This window comes from Pseudodesulfovibrio cashew (assembly GCF_009762795.1).
Taxonomy (GTDB): domain Bacteria; phylum Desulfobacterota; class Desulfovibrionia; order Desulfovibrionales; family Desulfovibrionaceae; genus Pseudodesulfovibrio; species Pseudodesulfovibrio cashew.
Genome location: NZ_CP046400.1, coordinates 3,264,686 through 3,290,831 on the forward strand (window position 1 = coordinate 3,264,686; position 26,146 = coordinate 3,290,831).

At 58.4% G+C, this 26,146-nt stretch carries 25 protein-coding genes; 3 read left to right on the top strand and 22 right to left on the bottom strand.

The window, feature by feature from the left end:
• Positions 1–22: 22 nt before the first annotated feature.
• The 18 genes from GM415_RS14940 to GM415_RS15025 all read right to left on the bottom strand — a co-directional run bounded on the left by GM415_RS14940 (position 23) and on the right by GM415_RS15025 (position 18,005).
• Entirely contained in the window at positions 23–2,224 is a 2,202-nt protein-coding gene (locus GM415_RS14940) for a chemotaxis protein CheA (RefSeq protein WP_158949570.1), read from the bottom strand.
• 133 nt (positions 2,225–2,357) lie between these two features.
• The gene (locus GM415_RS14945) at positions 2,358–4,406 is read right to left on the bottom strand and encodes a methyl-accepting chemotaxis protein (protein ID WP_158949572.1); all 2,049 of its coding nucleotides are present in this window, start codon (positions 4,404–4,406) and stop codon (positions 2,358–2,360) included.
• A gap of 160 nt (positions 4,407–4,566) precedes the next feature.
• Positions 4,567–5,100: a DUF2062 domain-containing protein gene (locus tag GM415_RS14950; protein ID WP_158949574.1), complete on the bottom strand. Its 534-nt coding sequence runs from the start codon at positions 5,098–5,100 to the stop codon at positions 4,567–4,569.
• 3 nt (positions 5,101–5,103) lie between these two features.
• Positions 5,104–7,155 carry an elongation factor G gene (fusA, locus tag GM415_RS14955; RefSeq protein WP_158949576.1) on the bottom strand — a complete coding sequence of 684 codons (2,052 nt, stop codon included), beginning with the start codon at positions 7,153–7,155 and terminating at the stop codon, positions 5,104–5,106.
• A 1-nt stretch (position 7,156) separates the two neighbouring features.
• On the bottom strand, positions 7,157–8,038 hold the full coding sequence (locus GM415_RS14960; RefSeq protein WP_158949578.1) for a hypothetical protein: 882 nt from the start codon (positions 8,036–8,038) through the stop codon (positions 7,157–7,159).
• A gap of 34 nt (positions 8,039–8,072) precedes the next feature.
• Positions 8,073–8,801 (bottom strand): outer membrane protein assembly factor BamD, encoded by a 729-nt coding sequence (gene bamD / locus GM415_RS14965; RefSeq protein ID WP_158949580.1) that lies wholly within the window; start codon positions 8,799–8,801, stop codon positions 8,073–8,075.
• 8 nt (positions 8,802–8,809) lie between these two features.
• Positions 8,810–9,730 carry a thioredoxin-disulfide reductase gene (gene trxB, locus GM415_RS14970; RefSeq protein WP_158949582.1) on the bottom strand — a complete coding sequence of 307 codons (921 nt, stop codon included), beginning with the start codon at positions 9,728–9,730 and terminating at the stop codon, positions 8,810–8,812.
• Between the two features lie 4 nt (positions 9,731–9,734).
• Entirely contained in the window at positions 9,735–10,055 is a 321-nt protein-coding gene (gene trxA / locus GM415_RS14975; protein WP_158949584.1) for a thioredoxin, read from the bottom strand.
• Between the two features lie 150 nt (positions 10,056–10,205).
• Positions 10,206–11,282 carry a tRNA (adenosine(37)-N6)-threonylcarbamoyltransferase complex transferase subunit TsaD gene (gene tsaD / locus GM415_RS14980; RefSeq protein ID WP_158949586.1) on the bottom strand — a complete coding sequence of 359 codons (1,077 nt, stop codon included), beginning with the start codon at positions 11,280–11,282 and terminating at the stop codon, positions 10,206–10,208.
• Positions 11,282–12,313, bottom strand: a complete 1,032-nt coding sequence (gene fbp, locus GM415_RS14985; protein ID WP_158949588.1) for a class 1 fructose-bisphosphatase — start codon at positions 12,311–12,313, stop codon at positions 11,282–11,284. The genes tsaD and fbp overlap by 1 nt, the downstream gene beginning before the upstream one ends.
• Before the next feature lie 41 nt (positions 12,314–12,354).
• Positions 12,355–13,158, bottom strand: a complete 804-nt coding sequence (locus GM415_RS14990) for a PDC sensor domain-containing protein (protein ID WP_242012267.1) — start codon at positions 13,156–13,158, stop codon at positions 12,355–12,357.
• 48 nt (positions 13,159–13,206) lie between these two features.
• Entirely contained in the window at positions 13,207–13,998 is a 792-nt protein-coding gene (locus tag GM415_RS14995; RefSeq protein ID WP_158949590.1) for a tetratricopeptide repeat protein, read from the bottom strand.
• Complete coding sequence (locus tag GM415_RS15000; protein WP_158949592.1) at positions 13,982–14,302, bottom strand: FtsB family cell division protein; 321 nt, start codon at positions 14,300–14,302, stop codon at positions 13,982–13,984. The genes GM415_RS14995 and GM415_RS15000 overlap by 17 nt, the downstream gene beginning before the upstream one ends.
• Positions 14,303–14,307: 5 nt before the next feature.
• A complete protein-coding gene (locus GM415_RS15005) occupies positions 14,308–14,586 on the bottom strand; it encodes a hypothetical protein (RefSeq protein WP_158949594.1) in 279 nt (92 codons plus the stop codon).
• 271 nt (positions 14,587–14,857) lie between these two features.
• Positions 14,858–15,439, bottom strand: a complete 582-nt coding sequence (gene pgsA / locus GM415_RS15010) for a CDP-diacylglycerol--glycerol-3-phosphate 3-phosphatidyltransferase (RefSeq protein ID WP_158949596.1) — start codon at positions 15,437–15,439, stop codon at positions 14,858–14,860.
• An 8-nt stretch (positions 15,440–15,447) separates the two neighbouring features.
• A complete protein-coding gene (locus GM415_RS15015) occupies positions 15,448–16,338 on the bottom strand; it encodes an Mrp/NBP35 family ATP-binding protein (protein WP_158949598.1) in 891 nt (296 codons plus the stop codon).
• 48 nt (positions 16,339–16,386) lie between these two features.
• The gene (locus tag GM415_RS15020) at positions 16,387–17,316 is read right to left on the bottom strand and encodes a DUF368 domain-containing protein (RefSeq protein WP_242012268.1); all 930 of its coding nucleotides are present in this window, start codon (positions 17,314–17,316) and stop codon (positions 16,387–16,389) included.
• Positions 17,317–17,363: 47 nt separating this feature from the next.
• Positions 17,364–18,005 carry a protein-L-isoaspartate(D-aspartate) O-methyltransferase gene (locus GM415_RS15025; RefSeq protein ID WP_158949602.1) on the bottom strand — a complete coding sequence of 214 codons (642 nt, stop codon included), beginning with the start codon at positions 18,003–18,005 and terminating at the stop codon, positions 17,364–17,366.
• 174 nt (positions 18,006–18,179) lie between these two features.
• Between GM415_RS15025 and GM415_RS15030 the strand changes: the two genes are divergently transcribed.
• The 3 genes from GM415_RS15030 (at position 18,180) to GM415_RS15040 (ending at position 20,796) form a co-directional block, all read left to right on the top strand.
• Positions 18,180–18,611, top strand: coding sequence for a CBS domain-containing protein (locus tag GM415_RS15030; protein ID WP_158949604.1), 432 nt, complete (start codon positions 18,180–18,182; stop codon positions 18,609–18,611).
• A 186-nt stretch (positions 18,612–18,797) separates the two neighbouring features.
• Positions 18,798–20,126 (top strand): M23 family metallopeptidase, encoded by a 1,329-nt coding sequence (locus tag GM415_RS15035; protein WP_158949606.1) that lies wholly within the window; start codon positions 18,798–18,800, stop codon positions 20,124–20,126.
• Between the two features lie 118 nt (positions 20,127–20,244).
• Positions 20,245–20,796, top strand: a complete 552-nt coding sequence (locus GM415_RS15040) for a hypothetical protein (protein WP_158949608.1) — start codon at positions 20,245–20,247, stop codon at positions 20,794–20,796.
• Here the strand turns inward: GM415_RS15040 and GM415_RS15045 are convergent.
• From GM415_RS15045 to lon, 4 genes are all read right to left on the bottom strand, one after another.
• Positions 20,793–21,779 (bottom strand): ADP-ribosylglycohydrolase family protein, encoded by a 987-nt coding sequence (locus GM415_RS15045; protein ID WP_158949610.1) that lies wholly within the window; start codon positions 21,777–21,779, stop codon positions 20,793–20,795. The genes GM415_RS15040 and GM415_RS15045 overlap by 4 nt on opposite strands.
• Before the next feature lie 32 nt (positions 21,780–21,811).
• Positions 21,812–23,128 carry a thymidine phosphorylase gene (gene deoA, locus GM415_RS15050; protein WP_158949612.1) on the bottom strand — a complete coding sequence of 439 codons (1,317 nt, stop codon included), beginning with the start codon at positions 23,126–23,128 and terminating at the stop codon, positions 21,812–21,814.
• Between the two features lies 1 nt (position 23,129).
• Positions 23,130–23,552, bottom strand: coding sequence for a cytidine deaminase (locus GM415_RS15055; RefSeq protein WP_158949614.1), 423 nt, complete (start codon positions 23,550–23,552; stop codon positions 23,130–23,132).
• A gap of 69 nt (positions 23,553–23,621) precedes the next feature.
• Entirely contained in the window at positions 23,622–26,087 is a 2,466-nt protein-coding gene (lon, locus tag GM415_RS15060; protein WP_158949616.1) for an endopeptidase La, read from the bottom strand.
• Between the last annotated feature and the right edge of the window lie 59 nt (positions 26,088–26,146).

Here is a 26,146-nt window from a genome sequence, read left to right on the forward strand (position 1 = left end):
TATGCCTCACGAAAGAAAGTGGTTACCTCGACTCGGCGATGACCCTTCTGACCAAACTCGGGATATCCAGAATCAATGCAATGGAACCATCACCCTTGATGGTGGCTCCGGATATGCCTTCCACATCCTTGTAGACGCGGCTCAGGCTCTTGATGACGGTCTGATGTTCGCCGATGACGGTATCAACCACAATACCAACACGACTCCCTTCCACGCCCGTAATGACGATCTGCTCGATTGGCGGATTGTCGCCCTCGATGCCGAACCAGTCGCGTATGTGGATGTAGGGTACGATCTCGCCCCGCAGGTGCAGGATTCTCTGTCCTGAATCGTTCTCGTCCACTTCCTGACGAGCCAATTCCACGCATTCCTCGACCAGTGAAAGGGGGATGACGTAGTATTCATCCTCCACGCGCACCTGAAGGCCGTCAATGATCGCCAGCGTCAGTGGCAGACGGATGGTGATCGTGGTGCCCGCGCCGGGCTTGCTGTCGATATCGATGGTGCCGCGCAGGGAGTCAATGGCCCTTTTAACGACATCCATGCCCACGCCTCGCCCGGATACATTGGTCACTTCCTTGGCGGTGGAGAACCCGGGCTCGAAGATAAGCTTGAGCAGGTCCTTCTCCGACATTTCGGTATCCTTGGTGATCAACCCGCGCTCAATAGCCTTCTCGCGAATCATCTCCTTGGCCATGCCGCGACCATCATCGGTGATGCGGATGAGAACCTCGCCGCCCGAATGTTCGGCGGAAAGGAAAATCGTTCCCTGGGGGGGCTTGCCTGCGGCCGTACGTTCCTCGGGGGTTTCGATGCCGTGATCCAGGCTGTTGCGAAGCAGATGCACCAGAGGGTCACCAAGCCGTTCGATGACCGTCTTGTCCAACTCGGTGTCCTCTCCGCTGGTGCGTAGGCCGATCTCCTTGCCCAATTCGCTCGAAAGATCGCGTACCAGACGCTTGAACTTGGAGAAGGACGTACCGATGGGCAGCATGCGGATACCGAGGGTGGAGTCACGCAGTTCGTCGCTCAGACGTTCCAGTTCCTCTGCCAGGGCGGTCATCTGCGGATCGCTCCGTTCGCTGACCACCTGGGTTATCTGCGCCTGGACAATGACCAACTCGCCCACCAGATCGACCAGATAATCGAGCTTGTCGGCAGCCACGCGGATGGAGGACAAGGCCTCCTGACGGCGCTTGGACGCCTCCCGTTCCTTTACGGCTGCTTGCTTCTTCACCACCTGATCAATCTTTTCGGGTTCGATCTTGCCGTCCTCGGCCAGAATCTGGCCCAGAGGCTTCTGCTTCTTTAGCGCTTCCTGAATGTCCTCTTGGGTGACATCCCCGGTCTCAACCAGATACTCTCCCAAACGCCTGGGGGCCTCATCTTCCCCCATATCCTCTTCCTTCAGGGTTGCACCGGTCTGAACAGGCTCTTCCGCAGGCACATCCTTGGGCGTGGGAGCGGGAGGCGGCACCTCCTTCTTCTCAACCACAGCTTCATCCCCGGACTCGGAAATATCGATGTTCAAGTCTGCATCTACAAAGAAAAAGACGTCGCTTACGTTATCCTTCCCGATATTGGAGACAAGAGCACATTCCCAGGAACGAGGGCCCGGGGCATCCGGGCTATCGTCGGGACGCTTGACCACTTTGAACTCGCCGAGCTTGACCAACTCCTCGAACAAGGATTCGAGCATGGACTCGTCCACCTCGGCATCAGGCTTGGCCGTCAGCACGATCCGGTAATCGTGTTCCTGCGCCGGTGCGGCCTCCTCAACTTCGGCAGACTCATCATCCCCGGTTACTTCGGGTGTCAATTCATCCTCCGAAGCCTCTTCCCCACCTGAGGCGAGCTTCTTGAGTCCGGTCAAGATTTCCGACCTCAGGGTGGAGTCGACTTCCTCGCCCTGGACATCGGAATCCAGCATCAACTTGATATAGTCGCGCGACTTGAGCGCCAAGCTGCATAATGCCGGCGTCACCCCAAGATCACTGTTGCGGACCATGTCGAAGACGGTCTCCACCTCGTGGGTGAACTCCGCAATATCCTCGAACCCGAACATGGAGCCGGAGCCCTTGATGGTATGCAGAGCCCGAAAAATCTGGTTCACCACATCCATGTCATGAGGGTTCTCTTCCAACTCCAGGAGCGCCCCTTCCAGTTCGCTCAGAAGATCGTAGGCTTCTTCCTTAAATATCTGCTTATTGAGATCATCGGACATCTACAATGCTCCTAATGCTCGACAGTATGCTTTCATGGCCTGCGGGGTATCGATCCGACTGCTACCAACTTCACCGACACTATCACAGAAAAGGGTATCAATAGCCCATTATAAATTACCAATCTGGGAAAAATCATTTCCTGCCGAGAAAACGTATCTCGGCCCTGGCGGTCTGCTCGTCGAACGGCTTGACCTGAATATCGACATTCTCACCTTTGAACTCCGCCGCGCCGAGCAAAACCCCTTCAAAATAATCAAAAAGCCCCCTGCCGGAGCGATAGTTCATGAACAACGAGTCGCCCTTGTCCTCATAGGTAAAGGAGGGAGGCTTGATACCCGGGATTTCCCGCGTGAGTTGGCGATGAATGTCATTCATGCGCAAATAGAAATCCTTGAGGGATTCCTCCTTGAAATGCCCCGGATACATCTCCTGAAAGCGGCCCACGGTGTATCGACCGAGATCGAGGAAGAACCGACGGACGGAAACTCCCGCAAGAGCCGAGACGGTCTCGGCCATCTGCATGACAACCTGATCCGAATACCCTTTGCCTGGCAAAAAGACCGGGTTGCCCATCTCCTCCTGCATCCCGTCATATATGTCTTTGGCATAGGTCTTCTGGACAAACTCCTGGGCCAGCTTGGGCAGGATACCTTTCATCAGATGCTCGGATTCGCGCAATCGCTCCCCACCGTCTCCTTCCAGAAAACTGCGTGAGACGTCGAGCAGTTCCTGAGCCAGCCCGGCAAGATCGCGGGTCGCGCCTGCCGCCTGACCCGCAGCCTCATCGGCGTCTCCGGAAATTTCGGCTATCTCGTCGATGGCCCGATTGATGTTGTCCGCCGCCGTGGATTGTTGCTCGGTTGCTGCGGCGATAAGCGAAACCCCATCGACCATGTTGCGGATGTTTTCCATGATCTGTTTCAGAGATTCACCGGCCTGAGTGGAGAGTTCGGTGCTGGAAGTGACCTGCCCCTCTGTCATGCGCATGGCCTCAAGGGCTGCGCCAACACCCGACTGAATGGTAGAGATGGACCCTTCAACTTCCCGAGTGGCCCCCATGGTCTTCTCGGCGAGTTTGCGTACCTCGTCCGCGACCACGGCGAATCCGCGTCCCGCCTCACCGGCCCTGGCGGCCTCGATAGCCGCGTTAAGCGCCAGCAGATTGGTCTGGTCGGCTATGTCGTTAATCACGCCGATGATCTGCCCGACCTGTTCCGCCCGGGCATTCAGCCGTTCGATATCCTGTCCCAAGGCCTGAGAGGAATGGGCGACTTCGTCGATAGCGCGCACGGCCTCGCTGACTCTTGCGGCACCTTCCTCCGCCGACTCCAGGGCTTGGCTCGCAGCTTCACGGGTCGCCGTGGCATTCTGTGCCACGGACAACACCGTGCCGGTCATCTGATCCATGGCTTCGGCGACCGATGCGGTCTGGACCCGTTGTTTTTGAGCTCCCTCGGCCTGATCGTCGGCGGAAGCCGAAAGCAGTTCCGCAGCCGAGGCCACATGCTCAGCCAACTCGCTCAACTGCTTTCCGGCCCGGATCATCTCCTCGCGGTGCCTCTCGATCTCGCGCTGCTGCTCCAGCGTTCGGGAAATATCGATAAAGGAACTGGCGACCCCCACGACCCGACGTCCGGAATCGCGAATCACATTGATGTACATCATGCAAGGAAAAGTCCTTCCGTTCCAGAGGGTAAGGTCAAGGGTTTCCCGAAAGTCCTCTTCGCCCTTGAGCGCCTTTTCCGTGAAGGACTCACGGTCATCACCGTAAAAAGCCCGAGACACGGATTGTCCCAGTATGTCTTTCTCAGGTTTGTCGAGCAAGGCAAGGAATCCCTTACTGCATAACGAGATCCGCCCTTCCCGGTCACAGAGGATGGCAGGATACCCCAACCCCTTGAACGCACTTTCGAAAAAAGCCACCCGCTCCCTGATCGAGCCCAGACACTCTGCCAACGGCGAAAGCAACGGCACAGAGTCGGCTCCTACGGACAGATCCCGCCCTTCGGCAAGCGCCTCCAGTCCTCGGAGCAACACCCTCCGGCGCCGAGCGGAATATACCATTCCCCCGACACCGCAAATCAGTGAGAGACAAGCGGCCACGCCAAAAGCAGCCCAGCCCCCGATCTTGAAGGCCACGGCAAAGAGCAAACAAAGGACAACGGTCAATGCAGCAATCACCTGGTGCTCCCCCTTGCCCCTGTTTCCCCATCCTGAATATGACGGAAAATGTCAGGGATTAGTTGTGCCACCTAAGCCATGAGTACTCGGTATTCCTGGGAAAAGCAATTGCCGCCCAAAAAAGAGGAAATATAGAGAAGAAGTCGCCGCCCGGCTGCGCTCAATTACCTGTCCGCTTTCGCAGAAGCCGCAACGCCCTACGCTCGCGGTACTTGCGGATGGCGAATAAAGAAACGAAATAGGTGATGATAGTGGCTGGTATTCCGAAAGCCAATCCGCCAGCCAGCATGACGAGGAAAACGTCCCAACCGGCGGAGATCATCTTCTCCATGGCTAGGTTGTTGGGGTCGAACGCCACATTCAAAGGCGTCACCACGCTGCCGACCTTGTAGAGAAAATAGTAGAACGGAACCATGGTGAAGGCGTTGGAATAGCAGGTAGCGAGCCAGGCCGCGAGCTTGTTCACCCTGAAAAGAAAAGCCAATCCGATAACCACCACCGACTGGAACGGAATGATGGGCAATGCGCCGATGAACATCCCAAGCGCCATGGCCGCCGCCAGATTCCTGGCCGACGACTTCTGTCGCATGAGCCGGAGATACCAATACTTGGTCCATCTCTTCAGTCTGCTCCACCAGTCCGGACGGGCCTGTTGCGGCGCCTCCGGCGGCAAGTGCCTCTTCAAATCCGCCACGAATTACTCCAACACATCAAACCTGTTGAATTTCATGACGAAGGCAGCCCTCCCCTGAGTGGCGGAACGCAGATCCGTGGTGAATCCGAACAATCCGGCCAGCGGTGCAAGCCCTTGAACTATCTTCTGACCGGACCTGTCGAGCATGTTCTCGATTTTGGCTCCCTTGGAGCCAAGCAAACCGACGACTTCGCCCACGAAATCCTCGGGCACGCCGATCTCCACCCACATAATGGGCTCCATGAGCCTGGGGTCGGCCTTGCGCAATGCGTCCTTGAGAGCCATGGCCGCAGCCATACGGTATCCCACCGGGCTGGATTCGCCGTCTTGGCGGTCGAGTCCGGTGACCCGGACGCGGACATCCTGCACAGGGTAGCCGCGCACAACGCCACTTTGCAGGCCGTCAGAGATGCCCTCCTCCACGGCTTCAAGCCACGGTCCTGGGTAGGCCTCAAAATCCACTTCCAGAGATATTTTCCGACCGGTTTCCCTTTCCCTAGGTTCCACAGAAAGAGTGACACCGCCAAAATGCATTTCGCCGCCGAGTTCGCGCCGGAACTCCCCTTTGCCCACACCCTTGGAGGCTACTGTCTCCTGGTACACCACTTGCGGCTTACCTGCCCGAGGCTCCAGATTGTACTCGCGCCGAAGCCGTTCGAGCACCACATCCAAATGAAGCTCGCCCATGCCGGAAAGGATGATCTGATCCGTATCCTCGTCCCTCCGAAGTTCCAGGGTCGGGTCTTCCATCAGGTACTTTTCCAATACCTCGTCGAGCTTCTCGGCCTCCTCGGAGTTCCTCGGCTCGATGGCCAGAGAGATGACCGGCTTGTAATCGGCAATCTGCTCCAATAAAATAGGATCCGTCTCATGACAGAGTGTGTCGCCGGTCCGGGCGAATTTCATGCCTGCGGCACCGATCATGTCACCCGCAAAGGCAGTCTCGATCTTTTCTCGGCGTCCTGCATGCAGGCGGAAGAGTCGGGCCACCCGCTCCTGTTTATCCTGCGTGACGTTGTACACCGTGTCGCCCGCAGAGAGCTTGCCCGAATAAATTCGCATCATGGCCAGCTTCCGACCGGAATCCATGGCCACCTTGAACACCAGCGCGGACAGCGGCTCCTTGTGAGACACCGCAAAAGACTTGCGGTTGCCGCTGGCGGGTTCTATGCCCGTAGCGGCAGGCACTTCCAGTGGGCTGGGCAAATAGTCGCAGATGGCAGCCATAACCGGTTGCACACCGATATTCCTGAGCGCTGATCCGACCAGGACGGGCACCATGCGCTGAGACAGCGTGCCCTTGCGCAGCGCCTCGCGAATCTTAGCGGTGGGAACATCATCTCCGGCCAGGTAGAGATCAAGAATCTCCTCGTCTTCCTCGGCTGCGGCCTCGATAAGCTTTTCGCGCCACGACTCCAGCCTGGCCGTCTCTTCCCCGCTCAGTTCATGGGCGGCATACTTCACGCCGCTGCTTCCCTGATCGAATTCCAGCCGCCGCATCTCGACGAGGTCAAAGACGCCTTTGAATTCGTCCCCCTCGCCGTCGGGATACTGAATGGGCACAGTGTTGGCCCCAAGCTTGGTGCGAATGGAATCCACCACCGCCTCAAAGTTCGCCCCAAGCCGATCCATCTTGTTGACGAACGCCAGCTTGGGAACGTGATAGGCTTCGCTCTGCCTCCACACCGTTTCCGATTGCGGCTCAACGCCGGAGACGCCGCAGAAAACGCCAACTGCGCCGTCAAGTACGCGCAGTGAGCGCTCCACCTCGATCGTGAAGTCCACATGCCCTGGGGTGTCGATGATATTGATCATGCACGGATCCCACTGGCAGGACGTCACCGCCGAAGTGATGGTGATGCCGCGCTCCTGTTCCTCGGGCATGTAGTCCATGGTGGCCGTCCCCTCATGGACCTCTCCGATACGATGTATCTTCCCTGAATAATAGAGAATCCTTTCGGTCAGCGTCGTTTTTCCCGCATCAATATGCGCGATGATGCCGATATTGCGAAGGGCTCCAAGCGCCTTCGCGGAAGGAGCGTTTGCCTTGCTCACGTCAGCCTCCGATGGTCCAGGCGGTACAGTGGGATTGAAAATGGTCGAGATGCAGGTCCGGCCAGACCCAGCAGCCTTCCTGCCCTGGGCCCAACACCAGCCGCATGCGCGGCAGGCCCCGGTCCGCATGGCTTGCGGGAAGGTAAGCCACGTCGGCGGCCACGGAAATACAGTCTTCGAATGCGCCGGGAGCACGGGTGAAGCTTTCTCCCGGCAGTTCGCTTTCCGCTCCATAAACGGTAAAACGCATGTCTGGATGCGTGAACGCCAGCACCTCTAAGTCGAAAGTGTCGGGTTCCTCCATCCAGACTGAGGCCGACCGGCTGAAGCGGGGCCTCCAGAAAGTCATGCGGGATGCGGCCTGCATCTCGCTGCTCTTGATTGCACCGGCCCTTGGCCCAAGAACGGTGACTGCGCCCGACGCTTCCGATTCCCTGAGCTCGGAGAACAGTTTCCTGGCCCGGCTCTCGTTCAGGTCTACCACGAACTCCTGGCCAGCCAGTTCTAAACCGGTAAGAATAGGCTTGGGCCACGGCGCACCCTCAGTCACCCGGACGGCCAGCAGCTTTTCCACGCCGCCCGCCATGGCCGGGACCAGCCCGGCCAGCAAACGGGCCGGGGACAACAGAGTATCGTCAAAAAGGACTACTCCGAAATCCACCGGTGCGTAAGCGGACCGGGTATCGAACCCAGCCTGCCAATGCCGGACGATCTCGCCGCTCGGGTCCTTGCGCGGCCCATACCAGTCGAACAGTCGGGCGATGCAGGTCTTCAGCCACGCCCTCTTCTGCTCCCCCACCTCATCGTAGGCCGCAGCAAAGAATTCGTCGTCCGGGACGAATTCGTTCAGCCACTGGGGGAACTCGAAGGATGCTTGCTTCATGGGGTACAAAGGGGGCGTGGTAGCCACCCGAGGGTTAAAGCCATTTTTTGAGCCACAGCTTCCAACTGTCCTGAATACGCTGTCGCTCCTCTTCCGACAAGGTCTTCTGATATTCAAAGTAGGAATATTCCGCCCGTTTGCGCGCGTAATCGCGCAAATCCGGTATGTCTGAGAAGTTCTCAACCACATACTGATAGCGATGCCAGGCGGGACCATACTGTTCCGTCCGCCAGAAGAAGTCCGCCACAAACACTTCATGTTCGGCGAGAATTCTCCGGCTCTTGGTGATCAGATCCTTGGCCGTCTCCGCGTATTTGGAATCGGGATACGTTTCGCGCAGGCGGTAGAAGTACTCCAGCCCTTCCTTGATATTTTCCTGACGACGGTCAATGGACTGGAAGAGTTCATAGTTGGCATATCCGATCTGGAACAGGACATAGGGGATCTCTTCGTTGCTCGGGTGCAACGCCTCGAATTCCTTGTAGGCGTCCAATGCCATCATGAATTTCTCGTCCAGAAAATACGCATCGCCAAGGGCCAGTTCCGCCTTGAGCGCATAGGGACTGAAGGGAAAACGATCCTTGAGCTTGTTGAAGTACTCCTGGGCGTTGTCGTACTCCTTGGCGTCCATGGCATCCATGCCCGCCTCGTAGATTTCCTGGGCCGTGTCTTCGGGCGGCGGCAGGAAAATGCTGTCGATCAGCGAACAGCCGGATGACAGCAAGAGGACGAACAGGAACGCCGTAACATACGCTACACGCATGGACTCTCCTAACCGTCGAGCTGTTCGAGATAGGTGAAGGCGGCAGTGGCGGCAGTGGCTCCGTCGCCCACGGCGCTGGCCACCTGGCGGCACATCTTGGACCGGATGTCGCCCGCAGCGAAAACGCCGGGGACGTTCGTCCGCATCTCCACGTCAGTGATGATGCCGTTGCGGTCCTTCCCGATTTCTTCCGGAACAAAGTCCATGATGGGCTCAAAACCGACAAAAATGAACGACGCGTCCACCTTGAGCGTAGAGGTCTCGTCAGTGGCCACGTTGCGCAGAGCCAGGGACTCGACGTCCTCGGCGCCCTGAATCTCATCGACCACGGTGGAACGGATGATTTCGATCTTGTCGTGGTTGAAGCACTTGTCCTGATAGCAGACCAGACCGCGGAACTCGTCGCGACGGTGGATAAGATAGACTTTGTTCACTAGCCGCGCCAGGTACAGAGCCTCTTCCAGTGCGGAGTTACCCCCACCGATGACGGCAACGTCCCGGTCCCGGAAGAAGTTGCCGTCACACAGGGCGCAGTAGGAAACCCCCCGGCCCAGCAACCGCTCCTCGCCCGGCACGCCTAGCTTGCGGTAGCGCGAGCCGGTAGCCAGGATGATGGTCTTGGCATGCACGATCTCCTCGCCCACCGATATGGCATGCAAGGATTCACCGACCTCAATGCTCCGGACCTCATCGTAAATACGGCCCAGGGGATATTCATCCAACTGTGCGGAAAACTTGTCGGCCAGTTCCCAGCCCTGAAGGCCGCCGGGGAAGCCGGGATAGTTCTCGATCTCCGAGGTCATCAAAACCTGGCCGCCCGGGGAGAGCTTTTCGATCATGGCGGTTTTCACGCCAGCCCGCAAAAGATAAAGGGCAGCCGTCATTCCTGCCGGGCCGCCCCCTATGACTACAGCGTCATACGAATTCATGTAATTACAGTGCCTTCTTGGTGATCATTTCCTTGATGCTGCTCTTGGACACGGCTCCGGTGGACTGGTCCACGACTTCGCCGTCCTTGAACAGGATCAGGGTGGGGATGGCGCGGATGCCGTACTTGCCGGGAGTGGCGGAATTCTCGTCAACGTTCATCTTAACGATTTTGACCTGACCGTCATATTCCTCCGCCAGTTCATCGATGACCGGTCCCATGGCCCGACAGGGGCCACACCAGGGAGCCCAGAAATCAATAAGGACAGGAACATCGCTCTTCAGTACTTCCTGTTCGAAATTGCCATCCGTGATTTGATTAGCCATTTGCGTCTCCTTTTTTCGGCTCCCAGCCGTCATTCACTTCAATGTGGACCGCCCCGGGAACCCGGAACGAAGCATATTCAATCAATTCACATAAAATAGGGGGTACGCACCCCCCTGTCAAGAACCGCCGCCAGAATAATAACCTGCCTCTCAGCTTTTGCCAACCGTCCAATCCAGGGGCACAACCCTCCCCCGGGGCACGGCTTCAAGGGCCAGGTCATGGTGCAGTCCCGCCTCGGATAAAAGAGAACCGGCATAAGCGATCATGGCCCCGTTATCGGTGCACAATGAGAGAGCCGGCAGGGTCAATCGAAGTCCATTCTCATCCGCCAGCCGTCCCATGAACTCGCGCACCATGGAATTGGCGGCCACACCGCCCGCCACGATCAGACTGCGGACCTCGCCCGCCTGTCGCAACGCGCGCTCCACTTTGATCCGCAGGGTATCGGCCACACTCCAGTTGAAGGAGGCGCAGACTCTGGCCAGCGCCTCCCGCCGCTCGCCGGAAAGCTGCTTCACCGCATCAGCGTCAGCCATCTCTGAAAACACCAGTTCGGGATGAGCGTTCACATGGTTTGCCACGGCTGTCTTAAGTCCGCTGAAGCTGAAATCCAAACTTGGGTTGTCGATGAAGGCGCGGGGAAAAAGCTTCGTATCGGGCTCGGCCTCACTGCCTAGCTCGTCAATAAACCTTCCACCGGGATACGGGAAATTCAACGCCTTGGCCACTTTGTCAAAGGCTTCACCTGCGGCGTCGTCCAGCGTTCTCCCCAGTAGTTCGAACTCTGTCGGCGAGGATATCAGGTAGGTGTGGGTGTGGCCGCCCGAGACCAGTAGCCCCAGCGCGGGGAAGACAAGTTCCCCGTTCAGTCCGGGAGCCAACAAGTGAGCCCAGAGATGATTGACCCCGATGAGCGAGGCCCCGGAGGCAAGGCAAAGCCCCTTGGCAAAGGATACTCCCACAAGCAGACTGCCGAGCAACCCCGGCCCCCTGGCCACGGCCACATTGTCGATCTCCTCAGGTTCTACACCGGTCTCGTCCAGCAGTTCGCGGAACAGTCTCGGCAGCACCCGCAGATGCTCCCGCGAGGCGATCTCCGGCACCACACCGCCGAACAGCGCGTGCACGTCAATCTGGGTAGCCAGCTTCTCACCCACGAGCCGTCCGCCCCGAACCAGGGCCACGGCGGTTTCGTCACAGGAGGTCTCAATGCCGAGGGTGAGCATTATTTCTTCTTCTTTCTCCGGGACTCGGACTCGAATATCTCCTGCACTTTCTGCACGTCGTTCAGGGAACCGCAGAAAAAGGGAATACGCTGGTGCAGGTGTTCAGGCTCGATATCCAAGATGCGGGTAAGCCCATCGGTGGCCATGCCGCCCGCCTGCTCGACAATGTAGGCCATGGGATTGCACTCGCAGGTAAGGCGGAGCTTGCCCGCGGGCTTCTTGGGGTCGCGCAGGTCGGCGGGGTACATAAAAATACCGCCATAGAGAAGATTACGATGAAAATCAGCCACCAGAGAGCCGATGTAGCGCCCGCTGTACGGCTTGTTCAGGGCGTTCTTGGGCGACTTGAAGTAGGCCAGGGCCGTCTTGGTGTCCCTCTCCCAGTATCGCTCGTAGCCCTCGTTCACCGAGTATATCTTACCCTGCTCCGGGATACGGATATTGGGATGGGAGAGTATAAACTCGCCCACACTCGGGTCCATGGTGAACCCGTGCACGCCGTCCCCTGTGGTGAAGACGAGCATGGTAGAGGAGCCGTAGAGGATGTAGCCCGCGGCAACCTGTTCGCTTCCCGGTTGCAGGACATCTCCGGACATGAGCGGGGACTCCGGGTTGGACTTGCGCTTGAAGATGGAAAAGATGGTCCCGATGTTGACATTGACGTCGATATTGGAGGAACCGTCCAGCGGGTCGAAAATAATGATGTAATCGCCCCGGGGCAAAGTTTCCGGCACTTCGATGATGTCAGCGTTCTCCTCGGAGGCCATGGCGCAAAGCACGCCGGAGCGGGCCAGGCGGTGGATCAGGATGCGATTGGCGTATTCGTCGAGCTTCTTGACCTCCTCTCCCTGGACGTTGACCTCGCCAGTGAAGCCGAGGACGTCCACCAAGCCGGCCTTGTTCACGGCGCGTGAAATAATCTTGGCCGAAAGGACCAGCTCATTGAAGAGCCTGGTCAATTGGCCGGTAGCGCCGGGCACCATCTTCTGGTGCAGCAGAATATGTTCGGTAACCGTAACCTGTTGTGGCATTCAAGCTCCCCTTGCCGAGGTTTTCAGCAACGCATTCATTCTCAAAATAGCCAGGAACCGGAATCCGCGTTCGGGTCCACCGATTCCGTGGCATAGATGTACGGGTCCTTGCCCACGTAACGTACAAGCCATGTGTAGTACTTCTCTCCAGCCTTGACTTGGCCGTGCACCTCGTCCTCCAGCAGCGTGTTCCAGTCCACCGCCATCAGGGCCTCCTTGTTCACGTCCGCGCCGCGCGACCAGACGCCGCCGCCGGGGTGAATGATGATCAGCTCCTTGGGCTCGGGGCACAGGGAAAGCAAGGCGCGCGGGTCGAACCCGACACCAATGAGTCCCCGGAAATCGAGATCCTGAAAATAAGGCCGTCCGATGTACAGTTCCGGGCCGAGATCCGAGTAATCGACGACGGTCAGCAGCCGGATTCGCCGCCAGATACCTTCGAAGACCAACGGCTTGGAAATCTTCTTCACCGGAATCTCCGGCTGCATGAAGATAATGGTGCCGTCCTCATCCGTGACCAGCACCCGGTTAACCCACGGGAACCTGGCGAGCAACAGGTCCAGCCACTCCACTCCGGGCAGGGTGTCCCTGTCGTCCACAAATCGGGCCAGGGAGGTCAGCGGACCGTCCACAGGGGTGAACAGTCTGGCCAGCTTCTCCTGGTTCGGATTCTCAAACTGGTAGCTGTCCGTATTGATCTCAGGCGGAGGATCGATGAACTCCTTGGTGGATTGCCAGGAGTCCTTGGCGTAGTCCCTCGTAGAAGTCCACGCCCCGCAACCGGTGAGCGGCAGCAGGAGCGCCAGCAATATCAAGTAGCAATATTTCATTGTGTCAACTTTCATGAAAACACGACGGAGTCCTTACCGGCTCCCGCCGAGGTAGGTTGGTTGCTAATTCTGCACCCGGGCTTCGAAACGGGACGCCAGGGTTTCCAAGGTGGAGATGAGACGGTTCTTGGCATGGGCGCTGAAGGCGTCCTCGCGCGGCGCCGGTTCGACTCCGTCGCGCTCCTCCAGCTCGGCGATACGCTTGCTCAACTCCGCTCTCCGATCGTCGGAGACCGTTGAATGCATCAATTCGCGATAAATTTCCAGTGCGCCGTCAACGTCCCCCTGCGAGGCGAGCAGATCGGCCATGGTCTTGGTGCGCAGGGAAGCGGCGGCCCGCCCTAGCTGGGTCTCTCTTTCCCGAAAGGCACCGTTGGGCACGACTTCAACATTGGGGAAACAGGCTGAAGGCCGTCCCTGGGACGGCGGCGGCAAGGGCGCACCCACCAGCCTCTCGGCCAGGGTGGAAATTCCTTCGAAAACCACGTCGGTCCACTTGATGGTGTCCCCGCTGAGATTGGAGGAGACAAGCATGAGGAAAACCGCAAGATCTCTCTGATCCTCGGGCAGACTCCTGGCCCACCCACGCCAGAATGCGGGGTAATCCTGAAGTGGCGTGATAATGCGCTCAAGCTGATCGTGAACCTCGTCTTCCCTGCCCAGTTCGGTCAGGAGCTCCAGCAGGAGCATGCGGGCTTCAAGATAATCGGGATGACGGTCGAGTCCCTTGCGCAGGGTAATGACGGCATCCTCGGGCATGCCGTTTTCGACGAAAAGTTTGGCCAACGGGAAAAAGACTCGGGAACCGGGCTCCAGGGAGAGAACTTCTTGATACCACTCAATTTTGTCGCTCATCGCCACCCTCTTTGCTCTTGGCAATATCATCCGGGAATATATACAGGATCTCGTCCTTCTTCACAAAATTCATCCGCTCGCGCACGACCTTCTCCTGATAGGCCTTGTCCGACTTAAGGCGACGGATCTCCCGGCTCAGGTCCAGGCTCTGCTTGTCGACCGCGTCGATCCGGGCCTGGAGGACTTCATACCGGCTCTTGAGCTCCAGATATGCGAAAACGCCCTGATCGCTCCATATCAACCGAAACAGCAGGAACAGGTTGATGAGGAGCAGCAGAGCGACAAGTACTATTTTACCTCGCATAACGGCTACTGCAACCTGCGTCCCTTGCGGCCGCCCTTCTGGGCCTTGGCCAGGGGCCCGCGCAACTCACGGAGAAAATTCGCGGTGGCGGTCTCGATACGCTCCACGTCCGCTTCGCTCAGATCCACCTTGTCGATCTTCTGCAGAAATGATTTAAGCACTACAAACTCATCCAGCAGGGAATTCCCGTGTTCCAGTTTTTCCAACTGGGACTCGAGTTCCAGGATGGTCTGGAGACAATTGGTGATGCGCACAAGGTAGCTCACGGAATTCATATCGCTCATCGGAGTCACTGCTTTGCGTTTTCGCCACCGCACTCCAGCGGCCTGACTTTTCAGAACGAGTTCGATGGCTTACTGCCTTCAACGTAACACTTATAAAACCCCTTGTCACCACTGAATTTGCTCAATAATACCAAATTGTTGCAGCCCACCATCCAGGAGACGGCTACAACAAGTCTATAAAAAATCGAGAAAAAAGCTGGACATGCCGAAACAACCGGGTCTCAAGGAGTCTTGAGCCCGGCTCCGATCCGACAAATGGTGAGCGCCAGGCTCAATCAGTCGTGACGATCCACTTCTTGTAGAAATCGTACAGGTAATTCCCGCCGGAAATCACCGTCAGGGCCAGGGCAAGCCACAACAGGCCCTGCCCCACGGGCTTGGGATCGAAGCCCAGGATGGGATAGTGGAAAATGAGAAATCCGCCGGCCAGACTCTGAGCCAGGGTCTTGGCCTTGCCGAGCTTGTCGGCAGCCACCACTTCGCCCATCTCCGCCGCAACGGCGCGCATGCCGGTAACAGCCAGCTCTCGGCATACAATAATTATCACGATCCATGCGGGAACGCGCCACTCAGGACCGAGCCGGACAAGCATGATGAAAACAGAACTGATGAGCAGCTTGTCGGCCAGAGGATCCAAGAACTTGCCCAGGTTTGTAATCAGGTTCTGCTGCCGGGCGATACGGCCGTCAAAGAAATCCGTGATACAGGCCAGGAAATAGATGCCGAAGGCCGCGTAGGAGCCGAGCCGGAATTGGAACCACATCTCCAGATAGAGCAGGAAGACCACGATGGGGGCCGCAAGGACCCTCATCATGGTTAGTGTATTGGGCAGATTGAATACTTCTTTTTTCATGTCACAGCCTAGGCATGGGTGGTGGACGCCGCTTCCAGGCTCTTGGCGGCGGCATCGGCGATGGTGTCCGCAAGTTCGGTGAAAGCCTTCTTGGCGAACGATTCCTCCTCCAGCAGTACCACAGGCTTGCCCAGGTCGCCAGCCACAACAGTGGCCGGATCCAATGGGATTTCGCCGAGGAACTCCAGGCCATACTTCTCGGCCAGATCCTTGCCGCCGCCCTTCTTGAACAGGTCGATGGACTCGTGGCAATGCGGGCAGACAAGACCGGACATGTTCTCCACCACACCAAGCACGTTGGCCTTGGCGTATTGAAGGAAGTTGATGGACTTGCGCACGTCGGAGAGGGAGACCTCCTGAGGCGTGGTCACGACCACGGCCAGAGCCTCGGGCACGGTCTTGAGCACAGTCATGGGTTCGTCGCCGGTGCCGGGCGGAGAATCGATAACCAGAAAGTCAAGCTCGCCCCACTGGGTATCCGAGATAAACTGCCGGATGGCCGAAGTCTTCATGGGACCGCGCCACAGCACTGCCTGGTCCGGGTCCTTGAGCAGGGACTCCATGGAGACTACGTGGAGATTCTCGTTGTACTTCTTGGGGATGACCAGAGAGCCACGGTCCATGTCCAACTGGCCGGAAAGTCCCAGAAGCGTCGGCACACTGGGACCGTGAATATCCACGTCGAGGATGCCGACTTTGAATCCCTTGGCGGCCAGGGCCGCCGCCACGTTGACCGAAACAGAGCTCTTCCCCACCCCGCCCTTGCCGGACATGATGAACAACTTGTACTTGATCTTCTCCAGGGTGGACTTGATCATTTCGTCCTGAATCTGCATGCGGGCACTCTTCTGGTCGCCCTTGCCGCTGCTCCCGCAGGAGCCGGAACTGCAATTACTCATCGCATTCTCACTTTATGTTCTTCGTCCCTCAAAGGACCGTCACTATAATCAACTCTTCCTGGACACCCGGTCCAGCAACAACACGGCAGCGGCCCCGGCCAAGACCAGGCTCGCAGCCACAAGTAAATTCGCATCCATGTGAGGCAGGATGTTCTGCTCCCGAAGCACGTGCAACTTTCCCCGGATGACAACGGACTCCAGGACCTCTTTCCAGGGCCAGACCTTTCGAAGGGCTCCGGCCATGAATCCGGTGAGTACGGCCACCGTGGCCGCATGCCACCGATGCAGAAGGTAATGCAGGAGACGGGAAAAGACAACGATGCCCACTGCGGCCCCGGCCACGAAGGTGCCGAGAATGAGCAGGTTGCCGTCGGCGAACGGCGCCTTGAGTGTGCCGGTAATATACTCGTACTTGCCGAGCATGAGCAGGAGAAACGCCCCGCTGATGCCCGGCAGGATCATGGCGCAGATGGCGATGGCTCCGCACAGAAAGATGAAGCCGGTATTCTCCGGCGTGGTCACCGGAATTATGCCCACAAGCCAATAGCTGAACAGCGCGCCAAGAACGATACACATGCCATTAACCGCATTGAAGGGCTTGATCTCACGCCCCACCACGTAAATGGAAGCGAGGATGAGCCCGAAAAACAACGACCAGATTTCCACAGGATGGTTGTTGAGCAGGTAATGCATGACCCTGGCCATAGAGACCACAGCGGTCAGAATGCCCAGCAGCAGGCAGACGAGGAAACGCAGATGCGCCTCGGCCAGCGCCCCGGTCAGATCAAATGAAAACAGCCTGCGGGCGAAAGTCATGTCAAAGGAACGGATGGCATCGACCAGTTGCCCGTATATGCCAGTAATAAAGGCGATGGTCCCGCCGGAAACGCCGGGGATGATGTCCGCGCCCCCCATGCAAAACCCCTTGACGCAAAGCAGCGCGGCACCCTTGAGATCCCTGGGCCCGGGAGAAGCCATGAAGGCTTCCGTCCATGTGGTCTTGTTCCGGCTCATGGCGTCCCTTTCTACCATCCGTGGCTGCCGACAAGGTCGACAAAAGCAACAGCCCCGAGGTTGGTCCTGATGACCTCGCCGCCCTGCTTTTCAATCAGCACCAACTCCTGAAAACGCTTGGAAGCGCCTACAGGGATGAGCATACGCCCTCCGTCCGCAAGCTGGTCCACCAAAGGTTCAGGCACCTCCGGCCCTCCCGCGGTGACGATGATCCTGTCGAACGGGGCCTCGTCCGGCCAGCCCATGGTGCCGTCGTCCAGCTTGAGCTTGACGGAAAACATGCGCATGTCCATGAACCGCTTGCGCGCGGCGAAAAACAGTTTCTTGATGCGCTCCACGGTGTAGACTTCCGCGCCCAGCTCCGCCAGCACGGCAGCCTGGTATCCCGACCCTGTGCCGATTTCCAGCACCTTCATGCCGGGTTCAACCTCGAGCTTCTCCGACATGTGTGCCACGATGTATGGCTGGGAGATGGTCTGCCCTTCCCCGATGGGCAACGGACTATCGGAGTATGCCTTGTAGGCCAGCGCTTCCTCCACGAACTCGTGACGCGGAATCTTCCGCATGGCGTTCAGCACCGCCCTGTCGGAAACGCCTCGCGCCTCGATCTGTTCTCGCACCATGCGCTCTCTGGACCTGACCGGATCAACCATGCATACTCCTTGACGCAACCCCTGGAGGTTGACTTAAAATTTCCTGGGCATGCTGACCATTTTCCGAAGCCAAAGTCAACCGGCACCCCGTCCGGCGTGATTATTTCCCACCCTTTCTTGACAGCACACAACCTTTCGGGAAAACTTAAAATGCACCAAAATCGGAGGGATCGTATGCTCAAAGTCAAAGACCTCATGACCTATCCGGTATTTTCACTCAGGGAGACCGATTCCCTGCTCAACGCGCGGACGCTCATGGCACTGCAACGCATCCGCCACATCCCCATCGTTGCCGAGGGCGACACCTTCACGGGATTGCTCACCCACCGGGACCTCCTCTCCGCCACCATCTCAAAACTGGCCGAGGTCGACCCCGAAACCCAGAAGGAAATCGACGCGGGCATCCCCATAAGGGAGATCATGCGTACGGACGTCAAAACGGTTACGGGCGAGACACAGGTCAAGGAAGCCGCCCTGCTGCTGCTCAATCATAAATACGGCTGCCTTCCTGTAGTTGAAGACAAGGTGCTGGTCGGCATAGTGACTGAGGCCGACTTCCTGCGCCTGACCATCCGACTGATGGACGCCCTGGATGAAGGAAAATAGTAGCGACTCTTCGAACACACTACCAAGACGCACTATCCAGTGCGTCTTTTTCTTTGCAGAACAAGGTGTTCTGGTAATTATCCCTATTTTCGACCTTCATCCCTTGTCTCGGGCACGGGATGAGTATAGAAATAGTCTGGACTTTTAGATTGACGAACCTTCATGAGCAAAGAGAGCAGTGGATACATGAAAAAGGACAGCAAATCGGTCTTTCCCTTCATCCTGACGACGACAATAATTCTCCTGGCATTGGGAGCGGCGGCATTCCTTCTTTTCAAGGACACCACGCCCCCGGCCATCGCCATTGGACCGGATGCCACGGATATAGGCAAGGGCGGCAAGATAACGGTCAGCGTAAGCGATCCCGGCAGCGGCCTGAAATCCCTCAGCGTCGTAGCCGAACAAAACGGTAAGTCCATCCCGCTGATCCAGAAGGAATATCCCGCTGGCACCGTACAGGTAGAAGAAGAAATCAGCCTGGCCGACGGCATGGTAAAGGAAGGAGCGTTCACCGTCACGGCCTCGGCCAAAGACACCTCGCTCTACCCCTTCGGCACGGCGGGCAAGTCCTCTGCGCAGAAGAGTTTCGCCTACGACGGCACCCCGCCGCGCATCTTCGTCGAGACCCACACCAACAACCTGAATCAGGGCGGTGCAGGCTTCCTGGTCTACTCCCTGTCCGAAGAGGTTGACCACACCGGAGTCAGTGTGGGCGAGCGATTCTTCCCCGGCCACCTTCAGCAATCCGGCAACGGCACCTTCCGCTACTACTGCCTGTTCGCCCACCCCTGGGATACCCCGGTCAAAGACTTCAAACCGTTCATCGTGGCCTCGGACAAGGCGGGCAATGAATCCAAGCGGCCTTTCAACTACCACACCAACGCGAAAGCCTTCCGCAAGGACCGCATCAACCTGTCCGACTCCTTCATGGAGCGGACTATCCCGGAATTTCAGGGCCTGGTCCCGGACAAGGGCACCCTCCTCGACCGCTACCTCTACATCAACAACACCCTGCGCAAGGAAAACCGCGCCAAGCTGGTTGAATTCAGCCACCAGACCAGCCCGACCATGCTCTGGTCCGGTATATTCCGAAGGCTGCCAAACGCGGCCAACCGCGCCAGGTTCGCCGATGCCAGGGACTACATGTACAACGGGAAAAAGGTGGATCAACAGACCCACCTAGGCCTCGACCTCGCCTCCATCCGGCACGCGCCGGTCCCTGCGGGCAACAACGGCACCGTGGTATATGCGGATTTCCTCGGCATCTACGGCAACGTCGTGGTGCTGGACCACGGCCTGGGACTCCAGACCCTGTATGCGCACCTGAGCTCCATCGACGTCAAGACGGGAGACACCGTGTCCAAGGGTGACATCATCGCCCATACGGGCTTCACGGGCCTTGCCGGAGGTGATCACCTCCACTACGGCGTCACTGTGGCGGGCATTCCAGTCCAACCAATCGAATGGTGGGACGCAAGCTGGATCAAGCACAACGTCACCTCGAAAATGGACTAACCGAACAAAAACCAAGGCCCTCGTTTGACGAGGGCCTTGGTTTTTCCGGCACATCCTGCCAAGGCCCGATTCTTGCTGTCTTTTCTCTGTGGCAATTCTTTCCCACAGGAGCAAGAACATGACCCTCGCCATAGATTCCTCACTTCCGACGACCTCCATAGCCAGGCCCGCACGCGGGCTGACCAAATCCATCGGTTTCGATACATTGACCATGGAGCCGGAAAAAACCGAAGAGGAAAAGCAACGGGAATCCGCTACCCTATCGTTCCAAAAGGAACTCACACCCGAAGAGGAAAACCGCGTGGTTTACCTCCAAAACCTGCTTTCGCAGCTGCTTGTCATGGCAGACGGCCAACCCACCGACGAACAGAAAACGCGCATCCGGGACGTTGAAAAAGAGCTTGCAGAAATTACGGGAGTCAAGATGCGCTCCAGCCTCTCTTCCATGACCCGCAAATTGCCCAAAACAGGAAAGGATGAGAACGAAGAGGAAAAAGACGCCGAACGGATGGCCAACGGCATCGATCCCAAGGAGGCCGCCCACAAAAGGGAGATTAAAACGGGTCAATCGACCAATCCGGGCATGCAATTGCTGCGCAAAAACGCCTTCATGACCAACCTGAGCAGTTCCCTCGCCAGCTTCGAGAAACTGTCGGACATCGCCATCTAGCTCAGCCGGGACGCCACTTTTTCCGCGTTGGCGAGAATCTCATCCCTGTCACGCAATCCATCGACAAACCGTTCGGGAATACCCGCAAGCCCCACCAGAGCCCCGCTCAAGGCACCTGTCATGCAGGCGCGGGCCATGTTGTTGCCGCCACCGTTGACGGCGGTCAGCACAGCGGTTTCAAAATCATTTTCATACCGTGAAGCAAGCCAGTAGGCCGCCGGAAGCAGAAAGCCGAGCTGACAGGCCAGACCGTAAATCTGTGCAATGGCGTGAGGCGGCTCCACGATGATGGATGGATTGATCGCAGCTGCGTGAACCAACCCAGGTTGCAGGAATACGTCAATCAGCGCCCGGTCGACATCATGCTGCGCCCAGCCCATCAGGGATTTTCCCGAATCGGCCAATGTCTTGCCGCGAATGAGACGACAGACGGCAAGCGCAAAAGCCAATGACTGGGCCTGGATGAACGGTTCTCCATGAGTAAGGCGTATATTGCTCAGGGCATGCTGCGCCAAGTCGCGCGGTTTGTCCGCGTAACGCGCGGCCAACATCACTGCGCGGATTGCCGCCTCCCCGGTGTCCGCCATGCTCGCCGCCCCGCTCCAGTCCGCGCCTTCGTGCTGGGCTGTCCAGACCTCGCGCATGGCGATATCCGTATAACGGCCGCCATTGGGCGTACCGTCCAGAGAATCCAGAAAATTATCAAGCCGACCGGTGAAATCCGATTCGTCGTACTCGTCCGTATCGGCCAACGAGGCCAGAAGCAGTTGGGAAACCTGTCCGGTCTGGGACACGTCGCCCGCCTGGCAGCCGTCGTGATAGCGCCCCGGCTTGGGCGGTGCATAGTCCGAAATCCACTCCCCGAAATCAGCCCGCAACTGCACAAGATCATAATACCAATGCGGCCCCAGCCCCAGGGCATCGCCTACGTACAACCCGACGATCGCACCCATGGCCCGATCCCTGCGCGTTAATTCCGCCATCCCTCTCTCCCTTGTTGCGGTTGATCACTCGGTCATGCGCCCTCGCCCTGCCAATCGAATATCACATCTCTCGCCTCCGGGACCTCGGGGCGGAGAGTAACCGCCTCCAGCACCATTGCTCGCACAGCCTCGCCCACGTCCTCACCTTCGCCGTGCAACACCGCCAGCGGGTCGCCCTTCTTCACAAAAGTACCCACGCGGACGATATCCGACAGCCCAACGGAATGATCCACATGTTGGTCCGCCCGAATCCTACCCCCGCCCTGGCAGACCACTGCCAGACCAAGCCTACGCGTTTCCCAGCCAGCCACATACCCGCTCGCCGGAGCGGCCACCGCCACCTGTCGGGGCGCAGCCGGGAGATACGCCTCCCAGCGCTCAATAAAATCCGTGGGGCCTCCAAGCCCGGCAACCATACGCCCAAAATGTTCCGCTGCCAGCCCGCTGTCCAGAACACGATGCAGCATCGCCTCAGCCTCGCCGCGCTCGGCCGCGAGGCCGCCCAGGAGCAGCATTTCTGCGCACAAGGCCATGACCACCTGCGCAAGCCTCGGGTCGCGCCTTACTCCGGTTAGAAAACGGACCGCCTCGGCCACCTCCAACGCGTTGCCCGCGCACGGGGCCAGGGGCTCGCTCATGTCCGTGACCAATGCCGAGGTGGGCAGGCCGGCCTCTCCCGCAACGGACACAAGGGATCCGGCCAGAGCCACCGAACGCTCATATTCTGACATGAACGCGCCGTTGCCGGTCTTCACGTCCATGACCAGCCCCTCAAGTCCGGCCGCCAGCTTCTTGGACAGGATGGATGCCGTTATCAGCGGAATGGACTCCACCGTGGCCGTGACGTCGCGGATGGCGTAGATACGCCCATCCGCAGGGGCCAGGGAGCCGGTCTGACCGATGATGGCCACTCCGGCCTCGCGCACGGTGCGCCGGAACCGATCATTGCCAGGCATGGCCTCATAACCTGGAATGGATTCAAGCTTGTCCAGGGTGCCGCCCGTGTGCCCCAAACCTCGGCCGGAAATCATGGGCACGTAGCCGCCGCAGGCCGCGACCATGGGACCGAGCACCAGGCTGACAAGATCACCGACGCCACCCGTGGAATGCTTGTCCAGCACCGGGCCGTCCAGATCCCAAGAAAGCCGTTCGCCAGAGGCAGCCATGGCCGCAGTGAGCCAGGCGGTCTCCTCCGGGCTCATACCCCTAAAAAAAACGGCCATGGCAAACGCGGCCACCTGGCCTTCAGTGATGGAACTGTCGGTCACACCTTTGATGAAACTGTCAAGATCCTCCCGACGCAAAGAGTGGCCGTCTCGTTTCCGACGAATAACCTCCTGTGGCAGCATGCTACTCTTCCTCGTCCGGCAGGATAAAGGCATCCGGCAATAGGTCGTCCATGGTCCAAGAGACGGTCCTACCCGCCTCGCAGGCAGAATAGACAATATCCTCAGGCATGAAGAACTCACTCAACACCTGCCGACACGCCCCGCAAGGGGGATGCGGCGTACCTCCGGGGGTGTAGATAAGCAACGCCACGAAGTCCCCCCTGCCGCACCCGTCGGCTACGGCAGAAAACAGGGCCGAACGCTCCGCACAGTTGGTCAGGCCGAAGGAGGCATTCTCCACATTGCAACCCACGTAGATATCGCCGCCCTCGGTCAGCAAGGCCGCTCCCACGGAAAAGCCGCTGTACGGCGCATAGGCGTTGAATGACGCCTGCCTCGCCGCCTCCACCAACGTATCCAGTATCTTCTCGCTAATCTCGCTCATGTCCCCTCCTACCATAGAAAAAGGCCGGACAGCAAAACTGTCCGGCCCTCTTTTCGGTCATAATCGTCACTATTGATGCGCGGAATTGCGTTGCGCGTCCTTAAGCAGCTCGGTAGCAAGAGGCGGCACACCATGTTGGTTTATGAGCACGCTCTCGCTGTCGTTGTCGAGGGCTCGCTCGATGACCTCGTCCATGGTCTTGACGGGAATCACTTCGAGATCCTTGAGGATGTCCTTGGGCACATCCTTGAGGTTCTTCTCGTTCTCCGCCGGGATGAGCACGGTCTTGATCAGTCCGCGATGGGCGGCCAACAACTTCTCACGCAGCCCGCCGATGGGCAGGACGCGTCCACGCAGGGTGATCTCGCCGGTCATGGCCAGGTCATGGCGTACCGGGATGTTCAACAACGCGGAGATGAGCGCCGTGGTCAGGGTGATGCCCGCGCTGGGGCCATCCTTGGGCGTGGCGCCGTCCGGAACGTGAATGTGGATGTCCACCTTGGTGTTGAAGTCAGGCTTGAGGCCGAGCTGGTCCGAACGGGACCGGATGTAGGAAAGAGCGGCGCGCGCCGATTCCTGCATGACCTCGCCCAGCTTGCCGGTGATCTCCACCTTGCCCTTGCCGGGCATGAGCGCGACCTCCACCATCAGCATCTCGCCGCCGAGCTGCGTCCAGGCCAGGCCGTTGCAGACGCCCACAAGGGAATCCGCTTCGCGCTCCCCGTAGGAGAACTTCTGGACGCCGAGCATCTTCTCCAGCGACTGCTTGGTGATGTGCACGACCTTCTCCCTGTCGTTGTCCTCCACGATCTTCATGGCGGACTTACGGCAGATGGAAGCCACCTCGCGTTCGAGGTTACGCACACCCGCCTCGCGGGTATAGTAACGCACGATATCGAGGATGGCGTTCTCGGAGAACTTGATATTATCCGGCTTCAGGCCGTGGGCCTCGATCTGCTTGGGCAGCAGGAAGTCCTTGGCGATCTCGACCTTCTCGTTTTCCAGGTAGCCGGGCAGACGAATGATCTCCATGCGATCCTGCAACGGCAACGGAATGCCCTCAAGCTGGTTGGCCGTTGTGATGAAGAAGACCTTGGACAAATCGTAATCCAGGTCCAAATAATGGTCGTTGAATGCGTAATTCTGTTCCGGATCCAGCACTTCCAACAGCGCGGCAGACGGGTCTCCGCGGAAATCGGCGGACATCTTGTCCACTTCATCCAGGCAGATGACCGGGTTGTTGAACTCCACCCGCTTCAGGGACTGAATGATCTTGCCGGGCATGGCGCCCACATAGGTGCGCCGGTGACCACGAATCTCGGCCTCGTCACGCACGCCGCCCAGGGAGAGCCTGATGAACTCGCGGTCCATGGACCGGGCGATGGACTTGGCGATGGAGGTCTTGCCCACGCCGGGAGGGCCGACGAAACAGAGGATCGGGCCCTTCATGGTTTCGACCAGAGTCTGTACGGCCAGGTATTCGAGAATGCGCTCCTTGGGCTTCTCCAGTCCGAAATGGTCCTCGTCCAAGATGGTCCGGGCGCTCTTGATGTCCACATCCCGGTCGTCCTTGAGATTGTCCCAGGGAAGATCCAGAATCCAGTCGATATAGTTGCGAACAACGGTGTACTCAGCGCTGGAAGGCTGCATGGTCCGCAGCTTCTTCAGTTCCTTGCGCACCCGCTCGCGATTCTCATCGGACATGGGCTTGGCGTTGAGCTGTTCCTCCAGCTCCTGCGCCTCGGCCTGGGGGTCGTCTTCGCGCCCCATTTCCTTGTTGATGGCCTTGACCTGTTCGTTAAGATAATATTCGCGCTGATTTTTCTCCATCTGATCCTTGACGCGCCCCTTGACGCGCTTCTCGATGGAGACAATCTCGATTTCCCCGAGCAGCAGTTCATAAACGCGCTCAAGACGCCTGTTGGGATCAAGCTCCTCAAGGATCATCTGCTTGCGGGAGAAATCGATCTTCAGATGCGGCATGACCTGGTCTGCCAACGCGCCCGCGTCCTTGAGTGTGGACATGGCGAGGATCGCCTCGGGGGCTACCTTCTTGTTGACCTTGCCGAACTCCTCAAGGGATTCATGCACGGCACGTACTAGGGCCTCACCCTCGGCGGACGTCCCGGAGGCTTCCTCCACCACGGACACCACGGCCTGGGGGTACTCGGCGTCTTCTCCCTCGTCGTAGACAAGGCGAGACTCCTCGGGGTCCCAGTAGGCGCGGGACACGCCCTCGAAGAGCACCTTGATGGTGCCGTCTGGAAGGCGGAGCATCTGGAGAATCTTGGCCACGGTACCCATTTCAAACAGGTCGTCCGCTTCGGGATGCTCCTTTTCGGGCGATTTCTGAGTGACCAGGAATATCTGCTTGCCATAGTCCGCAACAGCGGTCTCAATGGCTTTAATGGAGGCCTCGCGTCCCACGAACAGGGGCACGATGGACCGGGGGAACATGACAACTTCCCGAAGGGACATCATCGGGAGAGTCATGGTCTCAGGGGATTTCTTGCCGTCAAAACCAAAAGTCGGCATATCTTCCTCCAATGGTTACAAATATATGGCGACACCCACCTTCACACCGTGATGCAGGT